The sequence below is a fragment of the Luteibacter sp. 1214 genome, assembly GCF_031455395.1.
Taxonomy (GTDB): Bacteria; Pseudomonadota; Gammaproteobacteria; order Xanthomonadales; family Rhodanobacteraceae; genus Luteibacter; species Luteibacter mycovicinus.
Genome location: NZ_JAVDSQ010000002.1, coordinates 777,524 through 792,474, shown reverse-complemented (window position 1 = coordinate 792,474; position 14,951 = coordinate 777,524). Strand labels below are relative to the sequence as shown.

Here is a 14,951-nt window from a genome sequence, read left to right as displayed (position 1 = left end):
GTTGGGTATGTTCGGGGCACACCAGGCACGGAGCTCAGCAATGTCCCGAATTGTCATCATCGGCGGTCACGGTAAGGTCGCGCTCGAGCTGATCCCTCGTCTCGTGGCCGCCAATCACGAGGTCCGGGCGATCATCCGCAATCCTGCGCATGGGCCGGATGTGTCGAAGGCAGGCGCGGAGCCGTCGGTCTTCGACATCGAACACGCCGACGCGGAAGCGATCGCCGGGATGCTCCGCGGCTTTGACGCGGTGGTTTGGTCCGCAGGCGCGGGCGGCGGCAATCCGGGTCGAACTTATGCGGTCGACCGCGATGCTGCGATCCGAACCATCGACGCTGCCTCCCTGGCCGATGTCGCCAGGTTCGTCATGGTGTCGTACATCGGCGCGGGAACGGACGATGTCGATCCGGAGAACGGTTTCTACGCGTACGCGACGGCGAAGGCGGCCGCGGACGAGCATCTGCGGGACAGCCCGCTGCAGTGGACGATCCTGGGCCCCGGCGCGCTCACACTCGATGCCGCCTCTGAGAACATCACGGTCGTCGAGCCCACGTACGATGGCGACAATGCGACGTCCCGAGCCAATGTGGCCGCGGTGATCGAACGAGCGCTTCATAGCGACACATCGGTACGGAAGACGATCCGCTTCATCGACGGCGATACGCCGGTGGCTGAGCTCGTCTGACAGGTAAGATCGCATGCCTCGACGCTTCGCGATCTTCTCCAGGGCATGACCATGCGCGCAACGATCTATCACAATCCCCGTTGCGGCACGTCCCGCAACACGCTCGCGATTCTGCGGCACGCCGGTATCGAACCGACCGTCATCGAATATCTTACGGCGCCACCCGACGAAGCAACCCTGCTGCGCCTGCTCTCCGATGCGGGCCTGACCCCTCGTCAGGCGATACGCGAAAAAGGTACCCCGTTCGATGAGCTTGGGCTGGGAGGCGCGTCGATAAGCGATGAGGCGCTGATCGCGGCGATGCTCGCGCATCCCATCCTGATCAACCGCCCCTTCGTCGTGACGGATATCGGCACGCGCCTCTGTCGCCCGTCCGAAACCGTGCTGCAGATCATTCCCCCATTAGACACGCCCTTCGTGAAAGAGGACGGCGAAATCATCGGCTAGCAACGGCCATCGCGGCGATCGCTTCCTCCGCCGCGCGGATGCCACTCGCATACGCACCATGCGCGGTGGAAAACGCGCTCTCATGCGTCGCCTCACCCGCGAAGAAGATGCGGTTCTCGAAGGGAGCCGCGAGCGTGCGCCGTGCGGAAGAGTATCTCGGCAAGGCATGGCTATAAGCGCCGCCGACGCGCGCGTCGTGGCGCCACTGCGATGTCGTCAGGAAGCGCAGGCCGCACCGGGCTTTCGCACCGAATAAGCCCGTGAGTTCCTTCATGATGTGTTCGTAAGCCGCTACGGGCCCACCGTCGGCGAGAAGTTTCGCGCTGACGCCACCGAGAAAACATTCGATCATGGGGCGACCAAGCGGGCGAATGTGATACGCCACGGTCGCCTCATCGTACGGATTCCCGATGGCATGAAGCTCGGACGGAAAAGTCGCTTCATCCACGATATGCAGAAAAAGCTTCTCGTCGTAGCCCAGCGGAAGCCGACCTGCCGCCTCGCGCCACGGTTCAAGTTCGTCGGGAAGCTGCATCGTCCCACCAGCCAGCACGTTGGACGATACGGTCAGGATCACCGTTCTCGCATGCAATTCGCCGCGAGGTGTCGCCAGCATCACGCCGCCTTTCGGCGACAGGGTCAGTCGCTCGAGCGGCGTAACGAGCATGCACACGGTTTCAGGGGGAAGGTGGGAAGCGATCAGCGTCCCATAGCCCCTCAACGGCCGCCAGTTCTCCTCTGTGGCGACCGCCTCGTAGTTGGCGTAGTCCTGAATCGACAAGTGCTCCAGCGCCGTCCCGTTGATGAACCCGCTCAACGCCTGAAGGTAAGGGTTCCATCGATCCCCCGGTACGAGATGGTCTGCCGCTATATCGCGCGGCAAAGGCCTCGTAAGCATCCGGTCGTGCCAGCGGTCATAGGCCTCGCCCGCCGCCGCTTGCTCGTCGATTGAGAATCCAGGACGCGGAACGGAGCGTCCCCAGGGCGGGTTACGCCGGTCGATCTCAAAGCCGGTTTGCTCGGCGATCCGCGTCCACGGGTTGCGGTCGGCCGAGTGCAGCCAGCCACAGCCCAGATCGAGAGCCATGCCGTCGAGTTCGACGGTCCAGGCCCGCCCGCCGATGCGTGACGATGCCTCCAGCAGCATCGTGTTCAGGCCTGACCCGGCGAGCCGGCCAGCGGCGGCGATACCCGCAGCCCCGGCTCCGACGATGGCGACATCGAACGTTGTATTCAAAGCACATGATCCGTGTCGACGGCAAGACCGCCTATGGATATCTTGATACCTCAAACGGCATCGTCATGGCGCGAATAGCCGAATCACCGAGCCAAACTTCAGACACGGAATCTCATGAAACAACGCTTCAAGGCATCGGTCGCCGTCTTTGCGATCGTAAGAAAGGACGAGAAGATCCTGATGATCCTTCGGGCGAAGACCGGGATGATGGATGGCTACTGGAGTTTGCCTGCCGGCGGCGTGGACGGTGGAGAGATCGCCTCGGATGCCGCGATCCGTGAGCTTCGTGAAGAGACATCGCTCATCGTCGAGCCCGATGACGTGAAGCTTGTCCACACGCAGCACAACTTCACCCATGGTGATGAGTGGATGGGGCTTTACTTCGAGGCGGGCCTCACCGCGGGCAGACCCTATGTCGCAGAACCGCATAAGCATGGCGCGGTCGAGTGGTTCGACATCGGTGACCTGCCCGGGAACACGGTGCCCTACGTCCGTCAGGCATTGGCGAATATTCTCGCGGGCGGAACCTTCTCCTCGTTCGACGACGGTGGCGTTCTCTGACGAGTACGCCACGCCGATCGCGTCACTCCGGAATCTTCGCCACCACCTTGATCTCAAACTGGAATCCATACAGCCAGGTCACCCCTACGCACGTGATGTTCGGATAAGGCGCCTCACCCCAGAACTCCGGAACGATCTTCCACATCGCCTCGAAGTGTTTCTCGGGATCGACGATGAAGACGGTTACATCGACCACATCGTCGAACGTGCAACCGGCGGCGCCCAGCACGGCGTTGAGGTTCGTGAACGCCAGACGTACCTGCGCGTCGAGATCCGGCTCGGGTGACCCGTCTTCGCGGCTGCCGACCTGACCTGAGACGAACAGGAAGCCATCGGAACGAACGGCGGGGGAATAGCGATTGCGCTCGTAGAGCGCCTGGCGCCCAGGCGGAAAAACGACGTCGCGCTTGCTCATAAAAGTCTCCAGTGGTGTGAAACCAATCTATGGACCCCTGGCGTGTTGATAAACGACCAAGTCCACCCATCACTGTTTGTAGAATCCAAACAATCTCGACAGCCGGGTGGGGCAGGGTATGGACCGTTTCGATGCGATGCAGGCCTTCGTCCGTGTGGTGGAGACGCGCAGCTTCACCAGGGCCGCCGACACGCTGCACATGAGCAAGACCACGGTGACTCAGCTTGTCCAGCAGTTGGAGTCGCGCCTGAGGGTCACGTTGCTCAACCGGACCACCCGCAAGGTCAATGTGACGGCGGATGGCGCCGCTTACTACGAGCGGGCCATCCGGCTGTTGGCCGACCTTGACGACGCCGAGACGAGCCTGTCGAGCGCGGCAGCCGCACCGCGCGGTCGGTTGCGCGTGGATGTACCCAGCCCGTTCGCGCGCATGATCCTGGTCCCCGCGCTTCCGGCCTTCCACGCCATGTACCCGGACATCCAGATCGACATGGGCGTGAGCGACCGCGTGATCGATATCATCGGCGAGAACGTGGATTGTGTCGTGCGTGGAGGCACCATCACCGACGAATCGCTGGTGGCGCGCCATATCGGCGATCTGCGCCTCGGCGCGTACGCGGCACCGGCGTACCTGAGGCGCGAAGGCGAACCCGCTCATCCGCAGACGCTGGAGGATAGCCGCCACAGGGTGGTCGGCTTCCTATGGTGGCGTTCCGGTAAGACCTATCCCTATGTCATGCATCGCGATGGCGAGACGCTGACCATCCAGGGGCGCTATGACTATGCCTTCGACGACGGCAACGCGTATCTCGCCGCTGGCCTGGCGGGGCTTGGGGTGATCTGGCTCCCGGAATACATGGCGAAACCCGCACTGAGCGATGGCACGCTGATCCCCCTCTTCCAGGAGTGGCGATTCGATCCGATGCCAATGTACGTGGCGTATCCTCCGAACCGCCACGTCAGCGCCAAGCTGCGCGTCTTCATCGACTGGGTCGCGCAGCTCACGGAGAGCCACGCGCCCGTCCTGAATCCTTAGCGAGGCGGTTCCAGTTCCGCCATATCGAACAGCAGTACTTCGCTGTCCACACCATCGGAGAGCACCACGCGCGATTCATCCGTGATCTTCGCCGCATCGCCGGCGGACAGCGGATGCCCGTTCACGTGTACCGTCCCACGCACCACGTGTACGTAGATCAGGCGCTCGAAGTCGACGTTGTGGCGGGCGGTTTCGTCGGGACCGAACAATCCCGCATAGATCCGCACATCCTGATGCACCGTCACCGACCCGTGCTCACCACTCTGACTGGCGACGAGACGAAGCTTGCCGCGCTTCTCGTCATCCGGGAAGAACGTCTGCTCGTAGCCCGGTTTGAGGTTCAGCTGGTTCGGAATGATCCAGATCTGCAGAAAGTGCGTGACCGTCTGGGCATGGTTCTCTTCGGAATGCGTGACGCCATGACCGGCGCTCATCCGCTGCACTTCGCCCGGCCGGATGACGACAGCGTTGCCCATCGAATCCTTATGGGCCAGCTCGCCTTCGAGCACGTAGCTGATGATTTCCATATCGCGGTGCGAATGCGTGCCGAAGCCGGCACCGGCCGCGACCCGGTCTTCATTGATGACGCGCAGCGGACCGAAGTGCACATGGTCTTCGTCGCGGTAGTCGGCGAACGAGAAGCTATGGTGGGAATCGAGCCAGCCGTGATTGGCGTGGCCGCGCTCGGACGCGTGGCGGATGACGAACATGGGATGCTCCCTGGAGAAGAGGCCCACGGTACAGCGCGCCCTGTCCGCTGGCTTGGAGAATCGACATGCATCGTGCGGTTTCTGCCGTCGGCGGACGGGGCGGAACGACGATAAAACGCTTCGCTTGCCGCTAATGCCTATGCACATTCGGCGCGCGAAGAAAATGATGGGCGAAATCGCAAGTGATATTCGGCAACGGTGCATTCGCGGTCCACGCGTCAAGAGATCGCCGCAGGGCCGTCGAGACGTTTGTTAAATCGCCACGATGAAATACGGAAATGGCGTGAACACTGCGATTCCTTAAGTATCTCTACCTGGTTTCTGACGACATCAGGTCGTCTTTTCATGCCGTATTTGTCGATGTGCACGAATTCCGCGAGCGACGTTTTCACTTTCTGGAAAGGTCGCGGAAATGCATCGCCAGATTTGTGCATAGACCCCTCACGACCCTCGCTTAGGCTTGCGCCGAATACCAAGGGCCTGATTCCGTCAGGCTCATCGGCGTCACCAATCAGACGTCTATTTGCGGCACGGATTTTCCGGCGTCGCGGCTGAAGTGCGGCCGATATTTCCCGGTCAGGGAACACGCCGTGCGGACCGGGGAGCGTTATGAGCAAGCGTCACATGGGAAACATCCGCCGCACGTCGCTGAGCAGAGGTATCTACCTTTCCTTTGCCTCGACCCTGTTCGGTCTCGTCAGCCAGCAGGCCATCGCCGACTGTGCACCCATCGCTCCGGCCAACGGCTCGACCATCACCTGTTCCGGCGGAACGCTGGTCGGCAACCCTTTCAGCACGAACGCGAACAACCTCACCGTTAACGTCACGAGCGACGGGCGCATCGCATCGGCACTCGGCCTCGGTACGGCGATGACGTTGTCGGGTAACAACGTCACGCTCAATAACTCGGGAAGCATCGACCCCTCGCTGCTGGGCCTTCTCACAGTGCTGTCGGAAGGCACGGTCGTCGGCAATGCGAACGCGAGCAACCACGTCATCACGAACAACGCGGGCGCCAGCCTGTACGGCACCATCGGCCTGGCGTCGGTCACGATCGGCGATCTCGGTGGCGTGGCGCTCGACATCCGCAATGGCGCGGGTGGCACGACGACGCTTACCAACAACGGCTTTATCGGTGGCAAGCCCCTCGTCGGCGTGGCGGTGCTTGCCGCCGACGCGCCAGCGATCGTGGCGTCCGGCCTGGGCAACACCGTCATGACCAACGGTGCGACGGGCACGGTGCAGGGCCGCATCAGTCTGCATGGCACCAGCAACTCCCTGACCAACAATGGCACCATCACCGGCAGCGTCTACATGGGCCAGGGCAACGACACCTTCGTTGCCGATACGGGGTCCGTCGTCAGCAGCACGGGTACGGGCGTGGCCGCATCCATCGGCGATCTGCTTGGCGTGGGGGTGCTCAACTTCGCCACCGCCGGCATCGTCGACGGCGGCACGGGTACCGACACGCTGACACTGAAAAGCACGACGGGCAATGGCATCAGCAGCGCCTCGGCGGCGCAGTACATCAACTTCGAAAACCTGGCGATCAGCAGCGGCACCTGGAACCTCTCGGGCCGCCTGGCCAACGCAACCACCATGACGGGCGGTACGGCGATCCTCGCCGATCCCGCCAATCTGGGTGACAGCGCGAACGTCTCGGGCGGCACCATCCAGGCCGCGACCAACGGCCTCGGCGTCACCACGGCATTCAACATTCAGGCCGGTGCGGGCCTTACCGTCGCCGGTACGAACAATCTCGGTCTGAGCGGTGCCGTGTCGGGCTCGGGTCCTCTGACGAAGACGGGCACAGGCGCCCTGACGCTGGCGGCCGGCAACACGTGGACAGGCGGTACCACGCTCGCCGCGGGCAGTCTGCTGCTTTCGGGTAACGGTGCGTTGGGTACCGGCGCGGTCAACGTGACGGGTGCCGCCACGACGATCACCGCCCTGAATGCGACCACGCTTTCGAGCGGCAACGCTATCGCGGTAGGCGCCGGCAACACGCTCACCATCAACGGAACACAGAACCTGACCCTCAATGGCGCCCTGTCCGGTGCGGGCAACGTGACCAAGGCGGGCACGGGTGTGCTCACGCTCGGTGCCGTCAATACACTCTCAGGCGCGTTCTCGATTACCGGCGGCTCGCTCGCCGTCGGTGCGGGTGGCATGTTCATGCCGACGCAGGTGATCACGCTGTCGCCGGGCGGCACGCTCGATCTCTCCGCGGGTGCCAGTCAGACGATCGGCTCGCTGGCGGGCCTCGGTGGCACCGTCAACCTCGGCGCGACGACGCTCACGACCGGCGGGCTCAACACCAGTACGAGTTACGCGGGCCTGATCACCGGCACCGGCGGCATCGTCAAGGTCGGCACCGGCGTGCAGACGCTTTCCGGCGCGAACACCTTCAACGGTGGTGTCGCGCTCAACGGCGGTGGCCTGCTGCTCGGCAACGACGGCGCGCTTGGTACCGGCGCGCTCAGCGTCGGCGCGAACGTCACGCTCGACGGCACGGCACCGCTCGCGCTGGCCAACAACGTGAACCTCGGTACGGGCGGCACGCTCAACCTGCTCGGCGGGCAGCCGCTTGCTTTCGGCGGTGTCATCGCCGGCACCGGCAACGTGGTGAAGACCGGCGCGTCATCGCTCACGTTGACCGGGGCGAACACGTTCAGCGGCGGCCTCACCGTCAATGGTGGCGCGTTGTTGCTCGGCAACGACAGCGCACTCGGCACGGGCGCGCTCAACGTCGCGGCATCGACCACGATCGATGGCAACAACGTTGCGCTGACTCTCGCCAACGGGGTGAATCTGGCATCCGGTGCCGCGTTGAACGTGCTCGGCGGCCAGCCGCTGACCTTCAACGGTCCGATCACCGGCGCGGGGAGCCTGATCAAGAGCGGCGCGTCCACGACGCTGACGCTCGGCGGTGCGAACACCTTCACCGGCGGCCTGAACATCGGCGCGGGCACCGTGGCGCTTGGTGCCGGTGCCTCGCTCGCCGCGACGGGCGCGGTGAATCTGAGCGGAACCGGCGCGGGCTTCGACATCGCGGCGGCAGGCAACCAGACGATCGGCGCGCTGTCGGGTGTGCCCGGCACCACGATTTCGCTGGGTGGCAACGCGCTGACCTTCGGCGACGCGACCAACCAGACTTACGCCGGCGTCATCGGCGGTACGGGTTCGCTGGTCAAGGCGGGCGCAGGTATCCAGACACTCAGCGGCGCGAACACCTTCACCGGTGGCGTGAGCCTCAATGCCGGTGGCCTGCTGCTCGGCAACAGCGGCGCGCTGGGCACGGGTGACCTCACGGTCAACGGTGCCAGCACGCTCGACGGTACGGCGGCGCTGAACCTTGGCAACAACGTCAATCTGGCGGGTGGATCGCTCGTCCTGCCCGGTGCGCAGAATCTCGTGCTGGGCGGTGTCGTCACGGGTGCCGGCGGTCTGATCAAGAACGGCGGGTCACAGCTGACCCTCAACGGCGCGAACACCTTTACCGGTGGCGTGAACCTCAATGCCGGCAGCCTGCTGCTGGGTAACGCGGGCGCACTCGGCACCGGTGCGCTCAACGTCGGCGGCACCGGGTCGCTCGACAGCACGACGGCGCTCAACCTCGGCAATGCCGTGAACCTCGGTGCGGGCACCGCGCTCACACTCGTCGGCAGCCAGGCGGTCACGCTCAACGGTGCGGTGGCCGGTGCGGGCAGCCTGATCAAGAACGGGGCGTCGGTGCTCACGCTGAATGGTGCGAATACCTTCAGCGGCGGACTGACCGTGAATACGGGCGGTCTCGTGCTCGGCAACAGTGGCGCCATCGGTACGGGCGCGCTGAACATCGGCGGCGCGGTGTCGCTGGATAACAGCGCCGCGATCAGCCTCGGCAATGCGGTCAACCTCGGTGCGGGCAGCGCACTGAGCGTTCTCGGCAGCCAGGATCTCGCTCTGGGCGGCACGGTGTCAGGCACGGGAAGCCTGACCAAGAATGGGACATCGGTGCTCACTCTGGGTGGCGCCAATACCTTCAGCGGCGGTGTGAACCTCAACGGTGGCGGGCTGCTGCTCGGTAACAGCGGTGCGCTCGGTACCGGCGCGCTGAACGTGGGTGCCGATGCGTCGCTCGATGCGAGTGCACCGATCAACGTGGTCAACAACGTCGGCCTCGCCGCCGGTGCGAACCTGAGCGTGCAGGGTAGCCAGGCACTCACGCTGGCTGGCGCATTGTCGGGCGCGGGCGCCCTGACCAAGAACGGCGCCGCGACGCTGACGCTGTCCGGCGCAAACACGTACACCGGCGGTACGACGATCAACGCGGGCACACTCGCGCTCGGCGCAGGTGGCAGCCTCGCCGCGACCGGTGGCGTCACGCTGGCCAATGCGGGAGCCGGCTTCGACATCTCGGGCGCGGGCAATCAGACCATCGGCGCGCTGTCCGGCACGGCCGGCACGACGATCGCGCTCGGCGGTAACGCACTTACCTTCGGTAACGGGACCGACCAGATCTTCAACGGCTCGCTCACCGGTAACGGCGCACTGATCAAGGCGGGCGCGGGCGTGCAGACGCTCGGCGGTGCCAGCACCTTCGGCGGCGGCCTGACCGTCAACGCCGGTGGCCTGATCGTCGGAAACGATGCGGCGCTCGGCAGCGGCACGCTGACCATCGGCGGCGCGACCACGCTCGATGCGGGCGGCCCTGTCGCCCTGGCCAATGCGATCGCGCTCAACGCCGGCCTCACCGTGCTCGGCAGCAACGCACTCACCCTAAACGGCAACATCGCGGGCACCGGCGGCCTGACCAAGGACGGCGCGGCACTCCTCACGTTGAACGGCAGCAACACGTACACCGGCGGCACCAACATCAACGCCGGTACGCTGGCGCTCGGTGCGGGCGCCAGCCTGGCGAGCACCGGCATCGTCAATCTGGCGACGGGCGCCACGTTCGATCTCTCGGCAGGCAACGGCACGCAGACGTTCGGCACGCTCACCGGCGGCGGTACCGTCAACCTCGGTGCGAACTCGCTGACCGTCGGGGGCCCGACCAACGGTGTCTTCGCCGGCTCGATCGCGGGTACCGGCGGTCTGATCAAGGAAGGCACCGGCACCGAAACCCTGACCGGTACCAACACGTTCACCGGGGGCACGCTGATCAACGCCGGCACGCTGGCGATCGGCGCAGGCGGCAGCCTGGCTGCGACCGGTGCGGTGAATCTCGCGGCGCCGGGTACGGGATTCGACATATCGGCGGGCGGTAACCACGCCATCGGTCTCCTCAACGGTGTCGCGGGCAGCACGGTGACGCTGGGTGGCAATGCGCTCACCCTGGGTGGTGTCGGCAACAGCGTGTACGACGGTCTCATCGCGGGCACCGGCAGCGTCATCAAGAACGGTGCGGGCATCCAGGCGATCGGCGGCGCGAACACCTTCAGCGGCGGCGTCGCGCTCAATGCGGGAGGCCTGGTGCTGGGTAACGACGATGCGCTCGGCACCGGTGCCCTGTCGGTCGGCGGCAATGCGTCGCTCGACACGACGGCCGCCCTCAATGTCGGCAACAGCATCACCCTCGCGTCCGGCGTGAACCTCGATCTGCTGAGCAGCAACGCGCTGACGCTGAGCGGTGCGGTGTCGGGTGCGGGCGGCATCATCAAGGACGGCGCCTCGACGCTGACCCTGACGGGCGCAAACACCTTCACCGGCGGCACGACCATCAACTCGGGCACGCTGGCCATCGGCGCCGGTGGCAGCCTTGCGTCGACCGGTGCGGTGAATCTGGCTGGCACGGGTACGTTCGACATCTCGGCGGGCGGCAACCAGTCGATCGGTTCGCTCACCGGCGTCGCGGGCAGCGCGGTGTCGCTCGGTGGCAACGCGCTGGCGCTCGGCGGTGCGACGGATGCGACCTTCAACGGCAGCATCGGTGGCAGTGGCGGCCTGGTGAAGAACGGCGCGGGCGTGCAGACGCTCAACGGTGCGAGCACGTTCACCGGTGGCGTGACGCTCAACGCGGGCGGCCTGATCGTCGGCAGCGACGCCGCGCTGGGCACGGGGGCGCTGACCGTGGGCGGAGCATCGACGCTCGATGCGTCGCTCGCCACCACGCTCGCGAACGACGTGATCCTCAACGCCGGGCTCGCAGTGCTGGGCACCAACGACCTCACGCTCAACGGTGCCATCTCGGGTGCCGGCGGCCTGACCAAGAACGGCGCGGCGACGCTCACGCTCAACGGCACGAACACATACTCGGGCGGCACCTTCATCAACGCCGGCACGCTGGCGCTGGGTGCGGGTGCGAGCCTGCTGAGCAGCGGCACGGTGAATCTCGCCACCGGCGCCACGTTCGATCTCTCGGCCGGCAACGGCACCCAGAGCTTCGGCACGCTGGTCGGCGATGGCACCGTCAACCTCGGCGGCAACTCGCTGGTGGTCGGCGGCCCCACGGACGGCACCTTCAGCGGCAGCATCGGCGGCACCGGTGGCCTGATCAAGGAAGGCACCGGCATCGAAACGCTGACGGGTACGAACACGTATACCGGCGGTACCACGATCAATGCGGGGATCCTCGCCATCGGCGCGGGTGGCAGCCTGTCGCCCACGGGCGCCGTGACGCTCACGGCGGCAGGTACCGGCTTCGATATCTCGACCGGCGGCAATCAGGCGATCGGCGTACTGAACGGCGTCGCCGGTAGCGCCGTCACGCTCGGCGGCAACACGCTGACACTCAACGGCGTCGGCAACGGCACCTACGACGGCGTCATCTCGGGCGCGGGCGCCCTGATCAAGGACGGCCCGGGGTCGCAGACGCTGGGCGGCGCGAATACCTTCAGCGGCGGTGTCACCCTCAACGCGGGCGGTCTCGTGGTCGGCGACAACGCCGCCCTGGGCACGGGCGTGCTGACGGTGGCCGGTGCGGGAACACTGGACGCCAGCGCGCCGGTCACGCTGGCGAACGACATCGCACTCAACGCCGGCCTGACCGTGCACGGCAGCAACGACCTGACGCTTGGCGGCGCGATCTCGGGTGCGGGGAGCCTCACCAAGAACGGCGCCGCGACGCTGACGCTTACGGGCGCCGGCAGCTACACCGGAGGCACGACGATCAACGGAGGCACGCTGGCGATCGGCGCCGGTGGCAGCCTGGCTCCCACCGGCGCGGTGACTCTGGCCGGTACCGGCACGTTCGACATCTCGGCGGGCGGCGACCAGACGATCGCTTCCCTCGACGCGGTGGCGGGCAGCACGGTCGGTCTCGGTGGCAACCTGCTTACGCTCGCCGGTGCTGCGGACTCGCTCGTCAACGGCACGGTCACCGGTACGGGCGGGCTGGTGAAGGACGGCGCGGGCACGCTCACCCTCGGCGCCGCCAACACCTTCAGTGGCGGCGTGACCCTCAACGCCGGTGGCCTGAGCGTCGGCAACGACGCGGCGCTGGGCACGGGTGCGCTGACCGTCAACGGCGCGACCACGCTGGATGCGACGGCAGCCACCACGCTGGCGAACGACGTCGCACTCAACGCCGCACTGACCCTGCCGGGCAGCAACAACCTGACGCTCAATGGTGCGATCTCCGGCGCCGGTAGCCTGATCAAGCACGGCGTGATCCGTCTGGCCGTGAACGGCAACAACACCTACGCCGGCGGCACCACGGTCGACGGCGGCACGCTCGTCGTCGGCAGCGACACCGCGCTGGGGACGGGCGGTCTCGACATCGACGGCGCCGCCCTCGAAGCGAGTACCGCGGTAACGCTCGGCAACGACGTCACGGTCGGTGGCAACGGCGTGACCGTGCAGGGTCCCGCCGACCTCACCTTGAACGGCACGCTCAGCGGCACCGGCGGCCTCGACAAGGAGGGCACCGGTACCCTCAATCTTGGCGGATCGCTGGCCGGTTTCACCGGTGGCCTGACGGTCAACGGCGGCAACCTCAATGCCAGCAACCCGTACACCGGTGGCATCTCCGTCGGCACGGACGGCACGGCCAGTCTCGACGGCACCGGCAATGTCGTCACGGTGGCCGGCCCGATCGCCGGCACCGTCAACCTGGGTGGCAACAGCACGATCGATATCTCCTACGGCCAGCTGCCGGGTGTCACGGGTACGGTCAACGGGACGGGGCCGGGTAGTACGGTCAACATCACGGGTAGCGGCGAGGCCAGCTTGCCGGGCGGCTCGATCACCCACATCGACAACCTCAACATCGGTGCCGGCACGCTCACGATCGCTAGCGGTACGACCGCGACCTTCCCGGGTGGCACCACGGTCGGCGGCAATATCGTGGTCAATGGCTCGCTGGGCGGACCGGCGACCGTGACCCCCGGCGGCGGCATCGTCGGCGGCGGTACGGTGACGGGCCCCGTGGTGGTCGATGGCACGATCGCGCCGAGCGGCATTCCGGGTGCGACCGGCGCGGCCGGCGGCACCGGGACGCCGGGTACCGTGCTCACGACGGGCGACCTGACGCTTGGCAACGGTTCCACCACGCATATCCGCACGGGCACCGGCAATACGAGCGACACCATCAACGTCAATGGCGCGGCCACCGTCGGCGGCACGTTGGCGGTCACGCCGACGAGCACCACCTTCAGGCCGGTCAGCCGATTCACGATCCTGCGGACGACCAATGGCATCAACGGCGCTTACAGCAAGGTGCCGACCAGTCCCTTCCCGTTCCTCGACACGAATCTGGCGACCGAAGGCAATGACCTCGTCCTGACGTACAGCCAGGCGGGCAGCGGTCTCGGCGCGGGCGGTATCGGCTTCGACCAGTTCCCCGGCCTCAATGCCAATCAGGGCGACATGGCCTCGGTACTGCAGCGCATCGCCGTCTCGGGCGGCGATCCGCTGCCGACTCTGCTGGGCCATGCCCGCGGTCTGACGGCGGATCAGGTGTACCGCGCCTTCGATTCGCTGACCGGTGAAACGTACGCGTCCGCAGCCAATGCCGAGCTTTCCGGACAGAGCCAGTATCAGGACACGCTGTTCTATCGTCTCAAGCTCCAGCGTGACACCGGCGAGCCGGGTCCGGCGGTCTGGGCGGAACCGTACACCTCGAGCAGCAGCTTCGACCACAGCGTCGACGTCGCAAAGGCCGACTACCGCATCCATGGCGTCATCATCGGCACGGACGCGCCGGTCACGCCGGACCTGCGCTTGGGTGTGCATGCCAACTTCGCCAACTCGCGTACCGAGGCGGATCGTCGCGGCGATTACACCGATGTCGATCAGGCGGCGATCGGCCTGCATGCGCTCTACTTCAACGACAAGCAGTGGTGGGCGGAAGGCCTGGCGTCGTACGGCTGGCAGAATGCGGACAGCTCGCGTCGTATCGCGGTGGGCAGCTTTACGCCGCAGGCGACCGGCAGCTATGACGGCAAGACCGCCAATGCCTCGCTGGAGGGTGGCTACCGCTTCCAGCTCGGCCAGTCCATGCACCTGGAGCCGTTCGTCGGCGCGTACTACGCGAAGGTCAAATACGACGCCTTCACCGAAAAGAATGCCGGTGATGCCGACCTCCGCGTCGGCAGGACCAGCGCCAGCAGCCTGCAATACGGCGTCGGCGCCCGCCTGGTCGGCGATGTCGATCTCGGCGTGAAAGGCACGAAGCTGCACCCGATCGTGATGGTCCGCTATCTGCACAACACCCGGGACGATACGACCACGGTGAACAACGCCTTCGCGGGCGCACCGGCCGAGACCTTCTCGGTGCAGGGCTCGCAGCCGGTACGCGACCACTGGCAGGCCGGCGTGGGCGTGAGCTTCGACATCACGCCGAAGGCCAGCACGTTCGTGTACTACAACGCGGACGTCGCCACGCATCAGCGCAGCGACGCGGTGAACCTGGGCTTCCGCTGGAGCTTCTGACCGAG

8 protein-coding genes are annotated in these 14,951 nt (G+C 65.9%); 5 read left to right on the top strand and 3 right to left on the bottom strand.

Features of this window, described 5'->3' with window-relative positions; all coding sequences use genetic code 11:
* The first annotated feature begins 40 nt into the window (after positions 1 to 40).
* On the top strand, positions 41 to 685 hold the full coding sequence (locus J2X57_RS08100; RefSeq protein WP_079521164.1) for an SDR family oxidoreductase: 645 nt from the start codon (positions 41 to 43) through the stop codon (positions 683 to 685).
* Between the two features lie 51 nt (positions 686 to 736).
* Positions 737 to 1,132, top strand: coding sequence for an arsenate reductase (glutaredoxin) (gene arsC, locus J2X57_RS08095; RefSeq protein WP_090353358.1), 396 nt, complete (start codon positions 737 to 739; stop codon positions 1,130 to 1,132).
* On the opposite strand, the gene J2X57_RS08090 is transcribed toward arsC, so the two are convergent.
* Positions 1,122 to 2,369: an FAD-dependent oxidoreductase gene (locus J2X57_RS08090; RefSeq protein ID WP_309865611.1), complete on the bottom strand. Its 1,248-nt coding sequence runs from the start codon at positions 2,367 to 2,369 to the stop codon at positions 1,122 to 1,124. The two genes, arsC and J2X57_RS08090, sit on opposite strands and share 11 nt — an antisense overlap.
* A 114-nt stretch (positions 2,370 to 2,483) precedes the next feature.
* Between J2X57_RS08090 and J2X57_RS08085 the strand changes: the two genes are divergently transcribed.
* A complete protein-coding gene (locus J2X57_RS08085; protein WP_309865608.1) occupies positions 2,484 to 2,930 on the top strand; it encodes an NUDIX domain-containing protein in 447 nt (148 codons plus the stop codon).
* Positions 2,931 to 2,952: 22 nt separating this feature from the next.
* Here J2X57_RS08085 and J2X57_RS08080 read toward each other — a convergent pair whose 3' ends face one another.
* The gene (locus J2X57_RS08080; protein WP_309865605.1) at positions 2,953 to 3,345 is read right to left on the bottom strand and encodes a RidA family protein; all 393 of its coding nucleotides are present in this window, start codon (positions 3,343 to 3,345) and stop codon (positions 2,953 to 2,955) included.
* A 118-nt stretch (positions 3,346 to 3,463) separates the two neighbouring features.
* Here J2X57_RS08080 and J2X57_RS08075 point away from each other — a divergent pair, with 118 nt between their 5' ends.
* Positions 3,464 to 4,381 (top strand): LysR substrate-binding domain-containing protein, encoded by a 918-nt coding sequence (locus tag J2X57_RS08075; RefSeq protein ID WP_309865601.1) that lies wholly within the window; start codon positions 3,464 to 3,466, stop codon positions 4,379 to 4,381.
* Here the strand turns inward: J2X57_RS08075 and J2X57_RS08070 are convergent.
* Positions 4,378 to 5,091, bottom strand: coding sequence for a pirin family protein (locus J2X57_RS08070; RefSeq protein WP_090353349.1), 714 nt, complete (start codon positions 5,089 to 5,091; stop codon positions 4,378 to 4,380). The two genes, J2X57_RS08075 and J2X57_RS08070, sit on opposite strands and share 4 nt — an antisense overlap.
* Positions 5,092 to 5,700: 609 nt before the next feature.
* On the opposite strand from J2X57_RS08070, the gene J2X57_RS08065 reads away from it, so the two are divergent.
* The gene (locus J2X57_RS08065) at positions 5,701 to 14,946 is read left to right on the top strand and encodes an autotransporter-associated beta strand repeat-containing protein (RefSeq protein WP_309865596.1); all 9,246 of its coding nucleotides are present in this window, start codon (positions 5,701 to 5,703) and stop codon (positions 14,944 to 14,946) included.
* The last annotated feature ends 5 nt before the right edge of the window (positions 14,947 to 14,951 follow it).

Coding starts and splice junctions, on each gene's coding strand:
- J2X57_RS08100 (WP_079521164.1), top strand. CDS start 41: ATGTCCCGAATTGTCATCATCGGCGGTCACGGTAAGGTCGCGCTCGAG.
- J2X57_RS08080 (WP_309865605.1), bottom strand. CDS start 3,345: ATGAGCAAGCGCGACGTCGTTTTTCCGCCTGGGCGCCAGGCGCTCTAC.
- J2X57_RS08085 (WP_309865608.1), top strand. CDS start 2,484: ATGAAACAACGCTTCAAGGCATCGGTCGCCGTCTTTGCGATCGTAAGA.
- J2X57_RS08075 (WP_309865601.1), top strand. CDS start 3,464: ATGGACCGTTTCGATGCGATGCAGGCCTTCGTCCGTGTGGTGGAGACG.
- J2X57_RS08070 (WP_090353349.1), bottom strand. CDS start 5,091: ATGTTCGTCATCCGCCACGCGTCCGAGCGCGGCCACGCCAATCACGGC.
- arsC (WP_090353358.1), top strand. CDS start 737: ATGCGCGCAACGATCTATCACAATCCCCGTTGCGGCACGTCCCGCAAC.
- J2X57_RS08065 (WP_309865596.1), top strand. CDS start 5,701: ATGAGCAAGCGTCACATGGGAAACATCCGCCGCACGTCGCTGAGCAGA.